This is a genomic window from Mycobacterium sp. 236(2023) (genome assembly GCF_029623955.1).
GTDB lineage: Bacteria > Actinomycetota > Actinomycetes > Mycobacteriales > Mycobacteriaceae > Mycobacterium.
Genome location: NZ_JARSBP010000002.1, coordinates 1,194,053 through 1,212,691 on the forward strand (window position 1 = coordinate 1,194,053; position 18,639 = coordinate 1,212,691).

Below are 18,639 nucleotides of genomic sequence, written 5' to 3' on the forward strand. Positions count from 1 at the left end.
GTTGGTTTCTGTCTCAGGGTGGGTAGTTGGGTACCCATGAAGTTGGTGACCTTCAACATCCTGCACGGGCGCACGCCCGGTGACGGGGTGAACCTGGACCGCTTCGTCGAATGTGTCAGAGCGCTGGATGCCGACATCCTTGCGCTGCAGGAAGTGGACTCGATACAGGCCAGGTCGGGCCTGGCGGATCTGACCGCGCTGGCGGCGGAAGCCATGGGGGCGCGCAGCCACCGCTTCGTCGCGGCGATCGCCGGGACCCCCGGCGCCACCTGGATGGCCGCGACGGGGGAGGAGCAGCCGGGGACGGCTGCGTACGGCGTGGCGCTGTTGTCGCGTTATCCCGCGCTGAGCTGGCAGGTGTCGCGGCTGCCGCGCATCCCGTTCCGCTTTCCTCTCTATCTGCGCGAGCCGGGCAAGATCGTGATCGTCGACGAGGAGCCCAGGGCCGCGGTGATCGGCCGGTTCGACACACCGATGGGAGAGATGACCGTCATCAACACCCATCTGTCCTTCGTCCCGGTCTGGAACCGCCTGCAACTGCGCAGGTTGATGCGCGATGCCCGCGGCCTGCCGTGGCCGCGGATCGTCACGGGCGACCTCAACATGTCGGCTGCCGCCGTCCGGCGATGGTCCCGCCTTCGACCGCTTGCGTCGGCGGCGACCTTCCCCTCCGACCGCCCGTCGCGCCAGCTCGACCATGTGCTCACCGATGATCCTTCGTTGGCCGCCTACTCCTGGGAGACGCCCGAGCTGCCCGTCTCCGACCACCGGCCGCTGGCGGTTCGGATTGAGCGCGCGGGCGGCTCGCTCAGCTGAGAAAGCGAGATGTGTAGGGCGCGAAGCGTTCTCGCAGTTCAGCGGTGTCGAGGCCGAACATCTCCGCCGAGGTGTGGACGCGGCCGTGCCGCCCACGGCGGTGGCTGTCGAGATAGTCGGCGATGGCTGATCGCTCAGGCCCGTCGAAGGGGTCGCCGGTGAGTGTGAACACGGACTCGGCGACTCCCATCTCGTCGTTCATGAAGTCGTCGAAGCGCACGTCGATCGACCTGTCGGCGGAAACGGTGTCGCGGTCCCGGACCACCGCGCCGAGCAGCTTCTCCAGCCGGTCGACCCAGGCGGCCGCCACCGTGGGGACGTCGACCTTGTCGAGGTGCATCCGACCCGAGTAGGTCACCATCGCGATCATCGACAACGCGACGGGGACCGGATCTCGGTGTGTGAACACCACACTGGCGTTCGGTACGACCTGATTGAGAACGGTGAGCTCACCGAGGTGTTGCGGTGACTTCAGCACCCATCGCCCGCCGCCGCGAAGGAACTGCAATGCCTTGAGCTGGGTGACCAGATACTCATACGTCGGCGTCTGGTCGCGGTTCCAGTAGTACTCCGTCCAGCGGGGAACGTGTGCCAGCGTCTCCATCAACATCGTCGAGAAGTCGTTGGCCAATAACTGAATCTCTTCGTGGACGTGGTCGGTGGTCATCTCGTGCATCAACGCGAAATGCGGCATCAGCAGGTCCATTGTCTGGACGGCGATGTCCATCCGCCCGATTCTGGGGTCCGGGTCCATACCGCTCTCGCTGGGCAGGGGGAACGGTTCGACGCTCTCCCAGTACGGGAGGCTGCGGAAGGTGGGGGCGGCGGCCAGCAGGTTGTGCAGATGCGTGGTGCCGGACCGCGGGAGACCCGCGATGATGACCGGTGGGGCGAGTTCGATGTCGTCGATCTCGGGATGGCGCGCCAGCAGGTCGGTGAGAAGGAGGCGATTCTTCAGCCACTGCACGAGTTGCGCGTGGAAGTTCACGATTCCCGGTTCGTGCATGTCTATCTCACCGAGCTCCGCCAGGTAGAGGTCGAGCCGTTCGCGGTAGTCGTCGGGTCCGAAGTCGTCGAGCCCCGTCGCCTCGCGCGCTCGTGTGTGCAGCACGTCGGCGTCCAGCGGGCAGTCGGCCGCCAGGGACGCCATCAACTGCCGAAGTTGTTGTGCCTCAGCGCTGTATCGAGGTTCCGAGAGGTCGTCGAGGTAGATCACGCCGTCTGCGATATCCGTCACGGCAGGTTATGTTACTCTGAGTATCGTAATGAGAACAGACGTTGGACGCCCCCGAAATCGGGCGATCGACGACGCGGTGCTCCGCGCGACGGTCGCGCTGCTCGGCGAGTCCTCCTACGCTGATCTGTCGCTCGAGGTCGTCGCAGCACGGGCCGGCACCAGCAAGCCGGCGATCTACCGGAGGTGGCGGAGCAAGGCGCACCTGGTGCACGAGGCGGTGTTCCCCATCAACGCCACCACTGAGATCCCTGCCACCGGCACGCTGGAAGGCGATGTGCGCGAGATGATTCGGCGCACCCTGGCCGTGCTCAGCACACCTGCGGCTCGTGCAGCGCTGCCAGGACTCATCGGCGAGATGGCGTCCGACCCGACACTGCACTCCGCGCTGCTGGAACGATTCGGCGACATCCTCGTGCGCGAGCTCAGCGACTATCTCCGGGACGCGATCACGCGCGGTGCGGTCCGCGACGATGTCACCGCATCCGACCTCGCCGAGGCCGTTGCCGGAATGACATTGCTGGCGTTGATCACTCGCGGTGCGAACGTCGACGAGACATGGATCGACCACACCGCCAGGCTCATCACGAAAGGAATCAGTGCATGACCGCCGAAACCCACGAGGCGACGGACGCATGGCGTGAACTGCTCGATACGCTACGCGGTCTCGACGAGTCGTTCATGACCGGACCGAAGGCGGTCACCGACGATCGCCACGTCGCTGACGGCTACCGGATGATCGCGACGACGCTCGGGGTCGCGCTCGACACCTATCTGTTCGCCGACCCCAGCCGGCCGCGATGGCTCGAGGTCAACTCGCCGTTCCGCCCGGATCGGCGGTGGGGCGGCGACAACACCGACGCCATCTACTACATGTGCCCCGTCGACCCGGCGCGGCGCTACCGGATCAGCGGCAATCGCGGTGACAGCGTCTATTTTTCGGTGACCGCGTACAACGAGCCTTCGCCGGGCGCCTGGTCGGACCGGATTGTCGCGATCCTGCGCGACGACGACCTCGACATCGACGAGGACGGCAACTTCACCTTCGAGTTCGGACCCGAACCCGACGCCGCGGTGTTGATGACGCGGGACTACCAGGCCGATCCGCTGGTGGGCCGTCCGGTGACCTGGACGATCGAGGCTCTCGATCCGCCGGAGCCGTTCCGGCACGGCGAGGCCGAGACCGCGGCGGCGTTGCGGGCCAGCGCCGCCTGGCTGCGCACGATGTTCGCGATCCTGCCGCTGGCCGTCGGTGTGAAGAACACCGACGCGCACAACCTCGGCCACGAAACCGCGATGTCGGCCAACGATTTCGCGGAGCCGTACCAGGTGCCGGACGCCAACTTCGGGTGGTCGGCGCGCGACGCCTGTTACGCCTACGGCAGTTTCGACCTCGCCGACGACGAAGCGCTGGTGATCACGCACCGGCCACCGACGTGCCGGTTCTGGAACCTCGTCGTCTGGAACCAATTCATGGCGGTCCCAGGGGTGTTCGACGCGCGGAGCTCGGTCAACGGCTCCACAGCGGTACCCAACAGCGACGGGTCGGTGACGGTGGTCGTCTCCCGCGGGATGACGAGCCATCCCAATTCGCTGACGACGCTGAATTATCCGCGAGGGAACCTCGCGTTCCGCTGGTTCCTGGCCGATGAGGTACCCGCCCGGCCCGAAGTCACCCTGGTCAAGGTCGGCGACGCCCCGACGGCGGTGGGCTGAGCTCCACGCCACCACGCGAAAGGACTTTCGTCCCACCCCCGAGGGACTGCTGCCTCTGTCCCGCACCGCCGGGCGGCGATAGCTTGGAACTGTCGGACGGCAAAGGCGCCGGAATCACCGGAGTGCCGTCCCGGTGAGGAGGCCCATGATGTCCACCCAATCAGCACCGCTTGGCGTCGTCGTCGGAGTAGACGGGTCGGCAGCATCGAGAGTGGCGGTCGACTGGGGCGCCCGCGACGCCGCGATGCGGAGGGCGCCGCTGACACTGGTGCACGTCCTGCCCAGCGCCGCCGTGCAGTCCTGGATCCAGGTCCCACTGCCTTCTGCGTTCTACGAAGACGAAAAGCGAGAAGCGACAAGGATTCTCGCCGACGCACGCGCCGTCGTCGACGCGGCGGCCACCGGGCTGCCGGAGATCACCGAAAAGGTCGTTTCCGGACAGCCCGTGCCGACACTTTCCGACCTGTCGAAGAACGCCGACCTGCTCGTCGTCGGCAGCAGGGGACTGGGGAAGTGGGAGCGGCGCCTGCTCGGCTCGGTCAGCACCGGACTGGTCCAGCACGCGCACTGCCCCGTCGCGGTGATCCATGACGAGGACCCGTTGATCCCGCATCCGGCCGACGCGCCTGTCGTCGTCGGCATCGACGGTTCGCCCGCCTCGGAGCACGCCACCGCCATCGCTTTCGACCAGGCGTCGCGTCGCGGAGTCGACCTGGTCGCGGTGCACACCTGGAGCGACGCGGGATACGCGCTGCCCGAGGCGGGCTGGGCGGAGATTCAGCCCGAGGAAGACTTGCTTCTCGCCGAACGGTTGGCGGGCTGGCAGGAACGCTACCCGGATGTGACGGTGGCGCGGGTGGTGTGCCGCGACCAGCCGGCCCGCCGGCTGCTCGACGAATCCGAACGAGCGCAACTGCTGGTGGTCGGCAGCCACGGCAGGGGTGGGTTCGCCGGCATGCTGCTCGGCTCGGTCGGGTCGCAGGTCGTCCAGTCGGCGCGAACGCCCGTCATCGTCGCGAGGACGGCGTGACGTCTATCGCGTTGTCAGCCGGCCGTACCGCGTGACGTGATGGTCGGTTGACCCGAATTCGAACTGCAGGGCCGTCAGCCTTTTGAAGTAGTGGCCGATGGCGAGCTCTTCGGTCATGCCCATCCCGCCGTGCAACTGCACCGCCTGCTGGCCGACGAACTGAGCGGCCCGACCCACCGTCGCCTTGGCTGTCGACACCGCCTGCGCGCGAGTGGCGTCATCCTCGTCGAGCTTGAGGATCGCCAAAAGCACTGCCGCCGCGGCCTGTTCGACCTCCATGTACATGTCGACCATCCGGTGCTGCAGCACCTGGAAGCTCCCGATCGGCTGCCCGAACTGCTGGCGCTGCTTGCAGTACTCGACCGTGTCGGCGAGCACGCGGCGCATGCATCCGACGGCCTCGGCGCTGACTGCCGCGGCACCCTCGTCGCGGGCCTTCGCGATCGACGGCCACGCGCCGCCCTCGTCGCCGAGCAGCGCCGTAGCCGGCAGCAGCAGACCCTGCAGCGTGATGTCGGATGCGCGCCGGTCGTCGATGGTTCGGTAGTTGCGGAGCTCGATACCCGTTGGTGCGGACGCGATGTCGACGAGGAACAGCGAGATCCCGTCGGTGTCGGCGCGCTCGCCCGAGGTGCGTGCGGTGATCAGCACGTGGCCGGCGAGCGGGGTCGCGGCGGAGACGATCTTCTCGCCGGTCAGCACCCAGTCGTCGCCGTCACGGACGGCCTCGGTGGCCACGTCCTGCCAGAACTCGCCCGAGGTGGGCTCGGTGGCGGCCAGGGACACCAGGGCGGTGCCCTCGACGATCTTCTCGAGCAGAGCGGACGCGGTATCCCCGCCGGCGCGGCGCAACAGACCGGCCGCCACCACGGCGGTGTCGACGTACGGCTCGACCACCAGGGCATGTCCCAGGGCCTCGGCGATCAGCATCATCTCCACCGGGCCGCCGCCGATGCCGCCGGCCTCCTCGGGAAGCGCCGCGCCCAGAATGCCGAGGTCTTCGGCGAACGCCCGCCAGATCTCGGGCTGCCAGCCGGCCCCGGTTTTCGCTGCGGCACGGCTCTTTTCGAGGTCGTAACGGGTCGCGAGGAATCGGGTCAGGCCGTCGCGCAGCAGCGTTTGTTCGTCGTTGAGCTTGAAGTCCATTTAGAGTCCCAATGCGGCTTTGGCGAGGATGTTGCGCTGGATTTCGTTGCTGCCGGCGTAGATCGAGCCGGCGCGATCGTTGAAGTACCTCAGGGGGGCGACGGCCTGCCACGGCTCGCCGCTGACGTAGTCACCGGCGGGCGGCTCGAAATCGGCGATGGGGCCGCCGGGGAACGTCGCGTGGGGTTGATACACCCGCCCGCGGGGGCCTGCCGCCTCCATCGCGAGTTCGGTGATCGCCTGGCTCAATTCGGTGCCCAGCACCTTGAGCATCGACGATTTCGCACCCGGGTTGCCGCCTTCGGCGACGACCGCCAGCACCTGGTACTCCAGGATCTCGAGCACCTCGGTGCGCATGCGCGCGTCGGCAAGCTTGCGGGCGAACGCCGGGTCGTCGAGGAGGCGGCCGCCGTCGGGACCGGGTTGGTCGGCGGCGACGGCCGCGATGTTCTCGGCCATCACCTGCAGTGCCGGGGCGACGGCGCCGCCGCCGCGTTCGAACTCCAGCAGATACTTCGCGACCGTCCAGCCGTCGTCGATCTGGCCGATGACGTTGGACTTGGGCACCCGTACGTCGTCGAAGAAAACCTGGTTCTGCACCTCCTCACCGGAGGTCATGACCAGTGGCCGGATCTCGATGCCCGGTGCGGACATGTCGATGAGGATGAACGTGATGCCCCGCTGCTTCTTGTCGGAGCGGGTGGTGCGCACCAGCGCGAAGATCCAGTTGGCTTCCTGGGCGTGCGTGGTCCAGATTTTGCTGCCGGTGCAGACGAGGTCGTCGCCGTCGTCGCGCGCGGCCATCGACAGTGCGGCCAGATCGGAGCCCGCCTCCGGTTCGGAGTAGCCCTGGCAGAAGAAGACCTCACCGGTGAGGATCCGCGGCAAGAAGTACTTCTTTTGCTCGTCGGTGCCGAACTTGATGATCGCGTGCGCGACCATCCTGATGCCCATCGGGGAGAGCGACGGCGCGCCGGCCAGGGTCGATTCCCTGCTGAAGATGTAGTGCTGCGTCAGGCTCCAGTTGCAGCCGCCGTGGGCCACCGGCCATGCCGGCGCCGCCCAACCCCGCTCGTGCAGGATCCGCTGCCATTCCATGCTGGCGTCATGATCGGCGTACACGCTGGTCATCAGCTGGCCGGCACGCCGGAGCTCCGGGGTGAGCTTGTCGTCGAAAAAGGCCCGAACCTCGTCACGGAACTCGAGGTCGGTCTTCGACCACTCCAGATCCATCGATGTCTCCTTTCCGCCGCACGGTACACACACAGTAAACCTAGTTAGTTAAGTGGAAGGTATGTGGGTGCGATTCCGTGGGGCGAATCGGTCGTCGTGGCGGGGGGGTGTCGCGGTGCGTGCGACCGGCAGAACGTCGCGCCGTGGGCGTTCCGGCACCGGTGGTAGGTTTTTCATCGGTTGCCACAGTTCGTGATGGCAAATCCCCTCAGAACCCATCACGGCTGTGGCGACCCTGAAATGCATCGTCGGTTTGGTTGTCTATCGGCCATGTCATAGCCTTTAGCGGCCGAGCGGGTTCCGCTCCGGCTAATCCACCCCAAATTGCGAGGCAGAAACACCTTGTCCTGTGAGTTCGAATGGGACGACGAAGTCGACGTCGTGTGCACCGACAGCGGTGTCGGTGGCCTCGCGACGGCGATCTCGGCGGTCGACGAAGACGGTGAGGTCTTCATCGCCGAGCTGCCACCGCCCGGGTACCGGGCTCCCGGCCGCCCTCAGCGAAGCTGGTTCTCTGTGCCCGGCGACGCGGGAACGCTCGAGTATCTCCGCGAATTGACGAGCGACATCGACGTGGCGGCGCTCACCCAGGCCGATGCCGACCTGCCGGTGCGTCGCGCCGGTGAACCCGTCCCGGCCCGGCGCCGCCCGATTCCCCCGTATGAGGGTTGGCGGTTACGAGAGTGGGCGGCCACGTGCATACCGTCGCCGACCGGCTACCTCTACACCCAGGTGACCGACTGGAGATCACCGACGGTCGACTGCGGCGACGGCAACCTGCTCAAGATCGCCGAGATCGGGTCGATGACTCCGGACCCGTCCCGTCCGATCGGATCGGTACGCGAGTGGCTGATCGCAGAAGCACACGAGCGCGACCTGACGCCGGAGCCCGTGACACATTTCGACGGACTGGTCTTCGACGAAGGTGTGGTGGTCGGGGCGGTGTTCACGACCGACCGGGGTCCCATGACCATCCGCGCGCGGCACGGAGTGCTGATCTGCAGGAACACACCTGACGCCGGGCAGAGCGCCACTGTGCGTTCTCCGGACGGCACCGCCCTGACCGTCGCGCTGGTCGGTAAGGAAGCGAGCCGGTTCGGGCGCGTGGAACTGCTGACCGAAGACGGCGCGGTCGCCGATGTCGCTGGCCGCCCGGGTGAACTCACGGCTTCGAAAAGCTGACGGGGATCCGCCCTTTCGCGAACAACGACTCCATCGCCGCGCCGGCGATCGGGCGCGACAGCAGGAAGCCCTGCGCCCGATGACAACCGTGGCGCAGCAGCGTGAGCGCGGCCGCGTCGGTTTCCACACCCTCGGCGACCAACTCCAGCCCGAAAGCTTCGGCGAGCGCGATGATGGCGCGCACGATGGCGAGATCACCCGGGTCGGATCCCAGCTGCAGGACGAAACTCTTGTCGATCTTCAGCGTGTCGACCGGCAACGACTTCAGGTGCGACAGCGCGCTGTAACCCGTGCCGAAGTCGTCGATGGCGATCCGCACACCGGCTTCCTTGAGTCTGTTGAGCGTCACCCGGGTCGTCTCGATGTCCTGCACCACGACGCTCTCCGTGATCTCCAGGCAGACCGATCCGTGGTCGAGGCCGAACTCGTCGATGATGCTCGCGACGGTTTCCACGAAATCGTCGGTGACGAGTTGCACCGGTGAGACGTTGATCCGCATGATCGCGTCCTTCGCGATGCCGCGAGACCGCCAGGCCGCGAAATCCGAACACGCCGTGCGCATCACCCACCGGCCCAGCTCGCCGGCGAGATTGATCGACTCGGCGACGCCGATGAACGATTCGGGGGACAGGAGTCCGCGGGTGGGATGCTGCCAGCGGACCAGCGCCTCGGCGGCCAGGATGTCCCCGGTGCGCATGTCGACCTCGGGAAGGTAGTGCAGCAGCAGCGCCCCGTTCTCGATGACGCTTTGCAGATGAAGCTCGATGTCGTTGTTGAACTCGTTCTTCCGCGACATGTCGTCGGTGAAGGCCGAAATCGTGTTGCCGCCGGAGCTTTTCGCGGCCAGCACAGCTTGGTCGGCGCGGCGGAGCAGATCGGAGGTGCTGTCGACTCCCGGGATGCCCACCGCGACACCGATACTCACCGTGCGTGTCAACATTTCACCGTCGATGGACACGCGCTCGCGAAGGGCCGCCTGCAGATGGCCGGCGAGTTCCATGGCCGCGTCGCTGTCCATCGGCAGCGTCGGCACGACGACGAACTCGTCGCCGCCCAACCGGGCGATCAGGTTCGGAGTTTCGGCACCCCTGCGCAGTCGTTCGGCGAGCACGCGGATGAACCAGTCGCCCGCCGTGTGCCCGAGATAGTCGTTGATCGCCTTGAGCCGGTCGAGGTCGAAGAACAGTGCCGACACCGGCCCCGGTCGACCTTCGGCGAGTCTCTCGTCGAGATGCGCCAGCAAGGCCCGGCGGTTGTAGAGGCCGGTCAGGTCGTCGTGCTCGGCGAGGTAGCGCAACTTCTCCTCGGCCTGCACCCGAGCCTGCGCCTGGGCGAACAACGAGGCGATCGCCTTGAGCGCGTTGAGTTCGGCGTCGGTCCAGTCGCGGTCGCCGAACTTGATGAAGCCGATCACCCCGGAGGTGATCTCGCCAGACAGCAACGGCACGCAGGCCATCGAAATCTCGGGAGTCTGCCTGCTCTCCTTGATCGTCTGCTGGTATTCGTCGGTGGCCGGTTCCGGGCGGATGACCACCGGCTCCTTCTGATGTTCCGCCATGGCGAAGACAGGATCCGCGTCGGCGAAATAGACGACACCCAGCGGATCCGGATCGGGCACCCCGGGCCGAAGAGGCCAATCCGCCACCAGTACCGAAGCTCGGATCGAATGATCGTTGCGACGCAGGAAGCTCGCATCGACGTCGAAATACCGGCCGAGATCGGCCAGGACCTGCTGGCTCGCCTCAACGTAGGTTGCTGCCTCGACACCCATGAGACGGGTCGCCACCGAAGTGACCACGAGATCCAGACTTTCGGACACTGACCTCCGTCCTGCTTCAGTTCGATGCCGGAGGACCGGGCACTTGTCGGCGCCGGCTCGGCACCGAGGGTCGGGGTGCGCGGCAGAGCCTGAGGATCAGGATCAGCGACTCATCCGATTCGATGTCAAAGAACCTTTCGAGAGAGTATTGCAGGTTGCCGAGGCGCCGCGAGAATGCCGGCGACAGCGCGTCGAGTTCGCGAGGCTCCCGCGCGTACAGGAACGCGGGTGAGATAGGTTGTACCGCCAAATTCTGTTCCTGCGCAGCGATCCACACCGCCTCGAGGGCGGATCCTCCGCGCGCATAGTCGGCGAGCGAACCGCCTGTCACGGAGACGACGGCGACGCCGGCAGCGGCACGCAGCGCCGAGTGGGTGATCTCGCCCAGTGCCGAGCCGGCGTCCCACGCGGCCAGGTTGGCCATCACCGTCGGGCTCCGGAGGATGTCGAGAAACGCGACGTCGGCATTATCGAGCTCGAGGCTCCTGACATCGATTCCCGTGTCGGGTCGCGCATCTCCTGGCCAGCGAAGCTCGCTGATCATCTCCGAGTGCAGCAGCGGAGTCAGGTACCTGATCCGATCGGCCTCGCCCAGTATCGATGCGACGCTGCCGATCTCGGCGCTGGAGGTGATCAGCCGAAGCCGTGCGCCCTCGTGCTCGGCGATGCGTGTCAGCGAGGCAACCACCTCGGGGGTGATCGGCACTCGACTTCCCACGTGGCGATTCGTCTCGCGACGCAGCATCGCCTCGTAGCGCTGCGCGAGGTCCCCGCCGTCGCCGTCGTTGCCACTGTCGCCGCCGGCGCTCGTGTGGATCACCGCGGTCAGCGGCGAGGGTCCGTCGCCCTCGCGAAAGTCGACCTTCGCGGTCAGGCCGTGGGCGGCGGCGGCGATCCGTGCGTTGAAGGTGGCAGCCCCGATGGCGACGGCGCTGCCGCGGTAACCGACGTCCATGGCGGACGTGAGGTCGGGGTCGAGCCGGATCGTCAATGATTCGTCGTCGGACTCGAAGCTCCAGGGCTGACTGTTGCCGCCCGACGGCGCTCGGCCGGCCGCTGCGGCCACCGCGGCGATGGCGTCACCGGACACCGGTAGGGCTGATGCGGTGGTGGCGTCTGCGGGTCGATCCGGCGCCTGCGCGGCGCCCGCCGGGTCGCGGATGCCGTCGAGGATCGCGGGGAGGTCGACCCGCACCCGGCCTGAGGGCAGCGCTTCGCCGAGCCCGATCCGTCGCACAGCTTCAGCGACCGTCGCCGCCCCGACCGCGACCTCCGAGGACAGTTGTGGCCATGTCGACAACGTCTTGCCGACCTCGATCAACGAGGCCTGCATGCGGGGACGGAGCAGGGCGGCGTCGATCACCCTCAGGACGTGCGGCACCTTCTCCTTGGCGCTGAGTTGGGCCAGTCGGCCGGCGTCGACATCTCCGAGCAGACCGTGGAACACCGGCCGGTCGGGTTCTTCGTCGAAGCGTTCGACATCGAGCAGGCCGCCGCTGCTGGTGGCCATCAGAACGGGCAGCCGCCGCTTGCGCGCACCCTCGCGAACCTGCACCTTCACATCGAGCGAATCGCACTCCTCGATGACGATGTCGAGCCCGTCGAGGAACTCGTCGATGGACTCGGCCGTGATGCCCGACGGGGTGACGTCGACAGGCAGGTACGGGTCCAGCTCGGCGATGCGCCGCGCGCACGCCACGGCTTTGTTCACCCCGAGATCGAAGACCGACGCCGGGACCCGGTTGAGGTTGGACAGCTCGAGATCGTCGAAGTCGGCGAGACGCAGGGCGCCACACAGCCCCTCCGCCGCGAGTGCGTGAGCGATCGCATGCCCCACGCTGAGCCCGACCACGCCGATCCGCAAGGAACCGAGGTGGTCCAGTTCGGAATCGGTGATGAGGTAGCGATTCCTGTCCAGTCGCACACGCCGGAACTCGTCCGGCCCCAGCACCCGGACCACCGCGCGGCGCCACGGGTAGTACGCCCACCGCGCGGCGCCGGCGGTTTCGATTCGGTCGATGAACTCGATCCCGGTATCGGCTCTCAGCCGGGCGATCTCCTGCGCGTCAGCCGGGTCGGCGGCATCCAGAAGCACTGCGCGGTGGCGGGCATCGGCATCGGTCATCGAGTGGCTACGTCGCTCACGACAGGTGTTCTCCTCGGTTCCATGGTTGCGGCCATCTGGCGTTGCTCGGCGAAGAAGGCTGAAACCTGCCTGGGTTCAGCGTGGTTCGCGAAGTTCGCACGATCCCACCATGCCAGCCTGGTGCCGTAGCGCTTGTCGGGGTACGGCGTGGCAGGAATCTTGGAGGCGAGGACGCCACCGGAGGTGACCCAGCGTTTGAGGACGTACGACGCGGCGGTGGCTACGACGAACTGGATATCGAGAAGCGTCATCGCGTGCAGCGGGGTTCGGGCGATCGCTGTGGTGACGCGTCGGCCCTCTTCGGGGTCGTCGGTGACCCAGGCGGTCTTCATCTCGGCGACGCCGAACGGGATACGGTCGGCGACCATCTTGTACACGGCGTCCTGGCCGGGCTGTCCGTCCCATTCCTTGACGGCGTGGCACTCGTCGGCGGAGCCGTAGGGTCCTCGAGCACGCAGGCCGCCGATCACCTTTCCCGACCTGTTGACGCATGCGGCGAACAGTGCGGTGTCGTGTCCACTGCGCAGGGCGTCGACGTCGAGGGCAACGTCGATGTTGTGCTTCCGATAGCTCGTGTACGCGCCCTGCACGTAGTCGTTCCACAGATCGGGTTCGGTGGACGGTGTCGCATAGACCATCGAGCATTCGATGGTCGGGTCCCAGTAGTTCGGGCTTGTCGCTAACGGCGCGAAATCTCGGGTGGGGGAGCGAAAATCGGGGAGGGTCACTATTCGTCCATTCATCAGGGCCAGCCTTCGATCGCGGCTGTACTTCGTGGGGGAAGGCGCCGTTATCTGCACGCCCGTCAAGTATCTCGCTACAAGACCGCGCAGTGTTAGTTATCAAGGTCTCGTGTCCATCAATTCGGCGACCACCGCTGATTGCCCGAAAGCGGTTTCGTGCGCTAAGCCGATAGATGAGCTATCAATAATTTCTCGGTACGTGCAGGTCAAATTGCCTCTTCTTGCGGTTTAGCGAACATTGCAGGTCTGTAGAGCGGGGACCACGGCGCGGTGCAGGGGAAAGAACAATTTTGCTCGCGAAGTCGCACGGGACGTCGCATTGTTTAGCCGGTGTGCATACAAGAATGCTCGTCCACGAATGGTTACCGCCGGGTAACTCAATATTGACGGGCTATTCAGAGGCACGCCCAGCGAATTTGCCGCGCCCGGGAAGCGAGTTCGAAAAAATTTGCTGAAAGGTGTTTTTGTCGCAGCCGTGGATTCTCGGCACCGACATTTGACGGTCTCGTCCAGCCCGATTTTTGTGTCTATCCCGGTCTTTGGGCTACCGGAAGCGACGGCGCTGTGGGCGCGATCGCGAATTCGGAGAGGCGTCATAAATGGACGGCGTAACGCCAATTATTGCCATTGTCGGATGGCGACATCGGGGGGCGTCGGGATGGTTTCTTTTTCGCGGTGTGGCACAGTGAGCGCCGGATCTGTGAGCGTTGACGACGCCCGGACCCGACATCGGAGAACGGCTCCCAAAGGAGAGATGGCGTGAAGAAGTTCAACGATCTGACCGAGTTGGTCGCAGCCGAAGGTGCGCAGCTCGGCCCCACCGAATGGCTGGAGATCACCCAGGATCGGGTCAACCTGTTCGCCGACGCGACCGAGGACCATCAGTGGATCCACGTCGATCCCGATCGTGCGGCGGACGGGCCGTTCGGAGGAACCATCGCGCACGGGCTGCTGACGCTGTCGCTGCTCCCGCATTTCACCCACCAGCTCTATACGGTCGGCAATGTCGCGATGGCAATCAATTACGGCTATAACAAGGTTCGATTCATCACGCCGGTTCGCGTCGGCGCCAAGCTGCGTGCCCGGGCCGAGATCACGTCGGTGGCTCAGCTCGACAACGCCGTCCAGGCGACCCTGACGACGACGGTCGAAATCGAGGGCGCTTCGAAGCCGGCGGCGGTGGCCGAATCGATCGTGCGGTTCATCGGCTGAGTCCGGACCTCCGCACCGCGGCGACATGCGTCAGAAACTATTGACGTACGTCAAAAACGCTTCTAGATTGCCATTTGGCGTGAGGAGCGACGGTGCAACAAACACACCCGCGGGTTGCGATCATCGGGGCCGGAATCAGTGGCCTGACCGCAGGCAAGATGCTCAAGGACTACGGCGTCGACTACACCACCTTCGAGACGTCAGATCGTGTCGGCGGGAACTGGGCGTTCGGTAATCCCAACGGGCACAGCAGTGCCTACCGGTCGTTGCACATCGACACGTCCAAGGATCGGTTGTCGTTCAAGGACTATCCGATGCCGGCCCATTACCCGTCGTTCCCACACCACTCGGAGGTCAAGGCATACCTCGACGACTACGCCGAGGTGTTCGGGTTGCTCGATCACATCGAGTTCGGCAACGGCGTGGTGCACGCGGCCAAGGCCGACGACGGCACGTGGCTCATCCGCGATCAGGCCGGAGCACAACGGCAATTCGACCTCCTGGTGGTCGGCAACGGCCACCATTGGGACCCCCGGTTGCCCGACTTTCCCGGCGCGTTCGCCGGTGAGTCGATCCACTCGCACTCCTACATCGACCCCACGACACCACTGGCGCTCACCGGCAAACGCATCCTCGTCGTCGGGATCGGCAACAGTGCCGCCGACATCACCGTCGAACTCTCGTCCAAGGCTCTGCGTAACCAGGTGACGTTGTCGACCAGGTCGTCAGCCTGGATCGTGCCGAAATACATTGCGGGACGGCCCGGCGACACGCTGTTCCGAACCTCACCTCACCTGCCACTGTCGTGGCAGCGCAAGGCCGTTCAGTTCATCGCCCCGATGCTGGGGACCGATCCGACGATGTACGGCCTGCCGCCTGCGGATCACAAGCTGTTCGAAGCGCATCCCACCCAGTCGGTCGAGTTGCCGTTGCGGTTGGGCTCGGGCGACGTCACCCCGAAGCCGAACGTCGAACGCCTCGACGGCGACACCGTGCATTTCATCGACGGCACGAGCAGCGACTTCGACGTCATCGTCTACGCGACCGGATACAACATCACGTTCCCGTTCTTCGATCCCGACTTCATCAGCGCCCCGGGCAACACTTTGCGCCTGTACAAGCGAATGTTCCTGCCGGGCATGGACAATCTGGTCTTCATGGGCTTCGCCCAGGCGGTGCCGACGTTGTTCCCGTTCGTCGAGTGCCAAGCGCGTCTGCTCGCCGCCTACGCCGTCGGACGGTACGTGCTACCGCCGGTCGACGAGATGGAGCGCGTCATCGACGCTGACCAACACCTTCACGCCGGTCACTGCACCGACCGTCCGCGCCACACCCAGCAGGTCGACTACTTCATCTACGAGCACGATCTGCGCACGCGCGAGATCCCCGCGGGCATCAAGCGGGCGGCGCGGGTGGCGGTGTGATGGCCCATACCGAGATCAGCTTCGTCAGCGGTGGCGATACCTGCAGCGCATGGCATTTCGCCGCTGCGGGCACGAAACGTGCGGTGATCGTCATGGCCCATGGCTTTGGCGGTACCAAGGATTCCGGTCTGGAACCGTTCGCCACACGGTTCGCCTCGGCGGGCTTCGACGTGTTCGCGTTCGATTACCGAGGCTTCGGAGCATCGGGAGGCCAACCCCGGCAATCGCTTTCGGTGCGCAAACAGATCGACGACTACCACGCCGCCGTTGAGGCGGCCAAGGGGCTCGACGGGGTAGATCCCGGCCGGATCGCGGTCTGGGGCGCCTCGTTCTCCGGCGGGCACGTCCTGCAGGTGGCCGCCGAGCGGGGTGACATCGGGGCGGTGATCGCATTGACGCCGTTGACGAGCGGGATCGCCGTGAGCCGCGCCGCCGCGTCGTCACGCGACGTCGTCACGTCGTTGCGCTGGACGCTGACCGGCATCAAGAGCCGAATCGCGGTGCGGCGCGGTCAGACTCCCACGCTCATGCCCTTGGTCTCACCCGTGGGGGAGTCGGGTGCGCTGGCGCTCGCCGGTGCCTTCGAAAGCTACACCGCGCTCGCAGGTCCCACGTGGCGCAACGAGATCGACAGCTCGATCGGGCTGGAGGTCCTCGGGGTGCGCACCACGGCGGCAGCCAAGAAGCTGAGGTGCCCGCTTCTGGTCCAGATCGCCGACTTCGACCAGTACGTTCCCGCCGGTGCCGTCGCGACGACCGCCGCGCACGGCCGGGCACAGGTGCACCATTACCCGTGCGACCACTTCGATGTCTGGCCGGGCAACGACTGGTTCGACAAGACCGTCGACGATCAGGTCGCGTTCCTGAGAAAAGCCGTGGGCGCTCAGTACTGAGTGGAGCCCTGATCCACCGCGATCGCGCTCGCAGTGATGTATCTGGCCTCGTCGCTGGCCAGCCAGCACACGGTGTCGGCGATGTCCTCCGGTTCCAACACCCAGGTCGGTAGAAAGGGCGTCATCATGTGCTGCAACTGCGGGTTCGTCTCCAGCGTCTTACCGATCGCCGCGGCCATTTCGCCGCTACCCATGGGAGTCAGAACCGGGCCCGGGTGAACGCTATTCACGCGGATCGAATGTTTACCCAATTCGGCAGCGAAGGCGCGCGCCATGCCGGTGACCGCATGCTTGCTGGCCGTGTAGTGAATCATGAACGGCTGCATCTTGACTCCCGCTGCAGAGCTGATCAGGATGATCGAGCCGCCGCGGCCACCGTCGATGATCTTCTGGGCACCGGCCATCACCGCATTCCACGTTCCGGTCACATTGATGTCCATCACGTCGCGGAAGTCTTCAGGCCGAATTTGATCCCACACCTGAGGCGCGGCAACACCGGCATTGGCAACGATGACGTCCAGCCTGCCGAGTTCGGCTACCCCGGTTGCCACCGCGGCGTTCAGCCCGTCGCAGTCGCGGGTGTCGACCGCCGACGCCAGAATGCGGCGACCCGTCGCCTCCACCAATTTCACGGTCTCGGCCAGGTCGTCGGGAGTAGCAGGGTCGTAGCGCACGCACGCGGGCAGCGGACCCGCGATGTCGACCGCGATGATGTCGGCGCCCTCGTTGGCCATCCGCACCGCGTGCGCCCGGCCCTGCCCGCGGGCAGCGCCGGTGATGAAGGCGACCCGTCCGTCCAGCCTGCCGGTCATCGCTTGCCCGCCTTCGCCGCTGCCTTCACTAGTCCTCCTCCGATGATCAATCTCTGAATCTCACTGGTGCCCTCGTACAACCTCAACAAGCGCACGTCGCGGTAGATCCGCTCGACCGGCACGTCGCGCATATAGCCACTGCCGCCGTGGATCTGGACCGCGAGATCAGCGACCTTGCCCGCCATCTCGGTGCAGAAGAGCTTGGCGGCAGACGGCGCGATGCGGCGATCCTGCTCGGTGACCCACCGGTGGGCAGCGTCGCGGACCAGTGCGCGGCCGGCCATCACGCCGGTCTGCTGGTCGGCCAGCATCGCCTGCACAAGTTGGAAGACCCCGATGCGTGTGCCACCTTGTGTCGCGGTGGCGGCATAGGCCACCGACTCGTCGAGTGCGCGCTGTGCGGTGCCGACCGCCAGTGCCGCGATGTGGACGCGGCCGCGCGCCAGTGACGTCATCGCGGCGCGGTAACCGATGTCCTCGGCTCCGCCGACGAGTGCGCTTGCGGGGACTCGCACGTCGGTGAAACTCACGTCCGCGGTCCAGGCGCCCTCCTGGCCCATCTTCTTGTCCTTGGCGCCGACCTCGACCCCCGGGCTGTCGGCGGGAACGAGGAAGACGGCGATACCGGCGCCCTTATCGTCGGCCGGTCTGCTCCTGGCGAACGTGACGAACAGGTCGGCGTCGGGAGCGTTGGTGATGTATTGCTTCTGCCCGTTGATGATCCAGTCTGCGTCTGTCCCGGACCCGTCACGCACGGCCTTGGTCCGCAGACCGGACGGATTCGAGCCGGCACCGGGTTCGGTGAGCGCGAAGGAAGCGACCACGTCGCCTGAGGCGATTCCCTCCAGCCACGCCGACTTCTGTTCGTCGGTGCCGTAGCCGACGAGCACCTGACCGGCAATGCCGTTGTTGGTCCCGAACATCGAGCGCAACGCCAGCGATGTGTAGCCCAGTTCCATCGCCAGTTCGACGTCCTGGGCGAGGTTCAGGCCGAGTCCACCCCACTCCTGGGGGATCGCATAACCGAACAGACCCATCTTCTTGACCTGCTCCCGCAGGTCGTCGGGCACGCGGTCGTCGGCGAGGATCTCCTGTTCACGCGGCACCACGGCGGTACGGACGAAGTGGCGGGTCTGCGACAGGATCGCCTCGAAATCCTCGTCGCTGACTTCAGGTGCGGTCATCGTCAGGTGCTCCTCGGGGCGATCTCGCGGGGGACGTGAACGGCCAATA

16 protein-coding genes are annotated in these 18,639 nt (G+C 66.0%); 8 read left to right on the forward strand and 8 right to left on the reverse strand.

Annotated features, from left to right (window positions below; all coding sequences use genetic code 11):
* Positions 1-36 precede the first annotated feature (36 nt).
* Positions 37-816 (forward strand): endonuclease/exonuclease/phosphatase family protein, encoded by a 780-nt coding sequence (locus P9A17_RS08245; RefSeq protein WP_278038061.1) that lies wholly within the window; start codon positions 37-39, stop codon positions 814-816.
* Here P9A17_RS08245 and P9A17_RS08250 read toward each other — a convergent pair.
* A complete protein-coding gene (locus tag P9A17_RS08250) occupies positions 809-2,053 on the reverse strand; it encodes a sulfotransferase (protein ID WP_278038062.1) in 1,245 nt (414 codons plus the stop codon). The two genes, P9A17_RS08245 and P9A17_RS08250, sit on opposite strands and share 8 nt — an antisense overlap.
* 28 nt (positions 2,054-2,081) lie before the next feature.
* On the opposite strand from P9A17_RS08250, the gene P9A17_RS08255 reads away from it, so the two are divergent.
* The 3 genes from P9A17_RS08255 to P9A17_RS08265 all read left to right on the forward strand — a co-directional run bounded on the left by P9A17_RS08255 (position 2,082) and on the right by P9A17_RS08265 (position 4,796).
* Positions 2,082-2,657 (forward strand): TetR/AcrR family transcriptional regulator, encoded by a 576-nt coding sequence (locus P9A17_RS08255; protein ID WP_278038063.1) that lies wholly within the window; start codon positions 2,082-2,084, stop codon positions 2,655-2,657.
* Positions 2,654-3,766 carry a DUF1214 domain-containing protein gene (locus P9A17_RS08260; RefSeq protein WP_278038064.1) on the forward strand — a complete coding sequence of 371 codons (1,113 nt, stop codon included), beginning with the start codon at positions 2,654-2,656 and terminating at the stop codon, positions 3,764-3,766. The genes P9A17_RS08255 and P9A17_RS08260 overlap by 4 nt, the downstream gene beginning before the upstream one ends.
* Before the next feature lie 148 nt (positions 3,767-3,914).
* Positions 3,915-4,796 (forward strand): universal stress protein, encoded by an 882-nt coding sequence (locus P9A17_RS08265; protein WP_278038065.1) that lies wholly within the window; start codon positions 3,915-3,917, stop codon positions 4,794-4,796.
* A gap of 3 nt (positions 4,797-4,799) precedes the next feature.
* On the opposite strand, the gene P9A17_RS08270 is transcribed toward P9A17_RS08265, so the two are convergent.
* Positions 4,800-5,942, reverse strand: coding sequence for an acyl-CoA dehydrogenase family protein (locus P9A17_RS08270; RefSeq protein WP_278038066.1), 1,143 nt, complete (start codon positions 5,940-5,942; stop codon positions 4,800-4,802).
* On the reverse strand, positions 5,943-7,175 hold the full coding sequence (locus P9A17_RS08275; protein ID WP_278038067.1) for an acyl-CoA dehydrogenase family protein: 1,233 nt from the start codon (positions 7,173-7,175) through the stop codon (positions 5,943-5,945).
* Positions 7,176-7,517: 342 nt separating this feature from the next.
* On the opposite strand from P9A17_RS08275, the gene P9A17_RS08280 reads away from it, so the two are divergent.
* A complete protein-coding gene (locus P9A17_RS08280; protein ID WP_278038068.1) occupies positions 7,518-8,357 on the forward strand; it encodes a hypothetical protein in 840 nt (279 codons plus the stop codon).
* Here the strand turns inward: P9A17_RS08280 and P9A17_RS08285 are convergent.
* The 3 genes from P9A17_RS08285 to P9A17_RS08295 are packed head-to-tail and all read right to left on the reverse strand — an operon-like array spanning position 8,338 to position 13,065.
* Positions 8,338-10,176, reverse strand: coding sequence for an EAL domain-containing protein (locus tag P9A17_RS08285; RefSeq protein ID WP_278038069.1), 1,839 nt, complete (start codon positions 10,174-10,176; stop codon positions 8,338-8,340). The genes P9A17_RS08280 and P9A17_RS08285 overlap by 20 nt on opposite strands.
* Before the next feature lie 16 nt (positions 10,177-10,192).
* A complete protein-coding gene (locus P9A17_RS08290) occupies positions 10,193-12,301 on the reverse strand; it encodes an Rv1355c family protein (protein ID WP_278038070.1) in 2,109 nt (702 codons plus the stop codon).
* Positions 12,298-13,065: a hypothetical protein gene (locus P9A17_RS08295; protein WP_278038071.1), complete on the reverse strand. Its 768-nt coding sequence runs from the start codon at positions 13,063-13,065 to the stop codon at positions 12,298-12,300. The genes P9A17_RS08290 and P9A17_RS08295 overlap by 4 nt, the downstream gene beginning before the upstream one ends.
* A 759-nt stretch (positions 13,066-13,824) precedes the next feature.
* On the opposite strand from P9A17_RS08295, the gene P9A17_RS08300 reads away from it, so the two are divergent.
* The 3 genes from P9A17_RS08300 (at position 13,825) to P9A17_RS08310 (ending at position 16,594) form a co-directional block, all read left to right on the forward strand.
* The gene (locus P9A17_RS08300; RefSeq protein ID WP_278038072.1) at positions 13,825-14,277 is read left to right on the forward strand and encodes a MaoC family dehydratase; all 453 of its coding nucleotides are present in this window, start codon (positions 13,825-13,827) and stop codon (positions 14,275-14,277) included.
* A gap of 92 nt (positions 14,278-14,369) precedes the next feature.
* Entirely contained in the window at positions 14,370-15,701 is a 1,332-nt protein-coding gene (locus P9A17_RS08305) for an NAD(P)-binding domain-containing protein (protein WP_278038073.1), read from the forward strand.
* Positions 15,701-16,594: an alpha/beta fold hydrolase gene (locus P9A17_RS08310; RefSeq protein ID WP_278038074.1), complete on the forward strand. Its 894-nt coding sequence runs from the start codon at positions 15,701-15,703 to the stop codon at positions 16,592-16,594. Before P9A17_RS08305 ends, P9A17_RS08310 begins: the two co-directional genes overlap by 1 nt.
* Here P9A17_RS08310 and P9A17_RS08315 read toward each other — a convergent pair.
* The gene (locus P9A17_RS08315; protein ID WP_278038075.1) at positions 16,585-17,406 is read right to left on the reverse strand and encodes a mycofactocin-coupled SDR family oxidoreductase; all 822 of its coding nucleotides are present in this window, start codon (positions 17,404-17,406) and stop codon (positions 16,585-16,587) included. The genes P9A17_RS08310 and P9A17_RS08315 overlap by 10 nt on opposite strands.
* Complete coding sequence (locus P9A17_RS08320) at positions 17,403-18,590, reverse strand: acyl-CoA dehydrogenase family protein (protein WP_278038076.1); 1,188 nt, start codon at positions 18,588-18,590, stop codon at positions 17,403-17,405. The genes P9A17_RS08315 and P9A17_RS08320 overlap by 4 nt, the downstream gene beginning before the upstream one ends.
* Positions 18,591-18,639: the final 49 nt, after the last annotated feature.

What these genes read in the sequence shown, in the direction of transcription:
- P9A17_RS08265 (WP_278038065.1), top strand. Translation starts at nt 3,915, where the DNA reads ATGTCCACCCAATCAGCACCGCTTGGCGTCGTCGTCGGAGTAGACGGG.
- P9A17_RS08270 (WP_278038066.1), bottom strand. Translation starts at nt 5,942, where the DNA reads ATGGACTTCAAGCTCAACGACGAACAAACGCTGCTGCGCGACGGCCTG.
- P9A17_RS08245 (WP_278038061.1), top strand. Translation starts at nt 37, where the DNA reads ATGAAGTTGGTGACCTTCAACATCCTGCACGGGCGCACGCCCGGTGAC.
- P9A17_RS08315 (WP_278038075.1), bottom strand. Translation starts at nt 17,406, where the DNA reads ATGACCGGCAGGCTGGACGGACGGGTCGCCTTCATCACCGGCGCTGCC.
- P9A17_RS08260 (WP_278038064.1), top strand. Translation starts at nt 2,654, where the DNA reads ATGACCGCCGAAACCCACGAGGCGACGGACGCATGGCGTGAACTGCTC.
- P9A17_RS08275 (WP_278038067.1), bottom strand. Translation starts at nt 7,175, where the DNA reads ATGGATCTGGAGTGGTCGAAGACCGACCTCGAGTTCCGTGACGAGGTT.
- P9A17_RS08255 (WP_278038063.1), top strand. Translation starts at nt 2,082, where the DNA reads ATGAGAACAGACGTTGGACGCCCCCGAAATCGGGCGATCGACGACGCG.
- P9A17_RS08320 (WP_278038076.1), bottom strand. Translation starts at nt 18,590, where the DNA reads ATGACCGCACCTGAAGTCAGCGACGAGGATTTCGAGGCGATCCTGTCG.
- P9A17_RS08290 (WP_278038070.1), bottom strand. Translation starts at nt 12,301, where the DNA reads ATGACCGATGCCGATGCCCGCCACCGCGCAGTGCTTCTGGATGCCGCC.
- P9A17_RS08295 (WP_278038071.1), bottom strand. Translation starts at nt 13,065, where the DNA reads ATGAATGGACGAATAGTGACCCTCCCCGATTTTCGCTCCCCCACCCGA.
- P9A17_RS08310 (WP_278038074.1), top strand. Translation starts at nt 15,701, where the DNA reads ATGGCCCATACCGAGATCAGCTTCGTCAGCGGTGGCGATACCTGCAGC.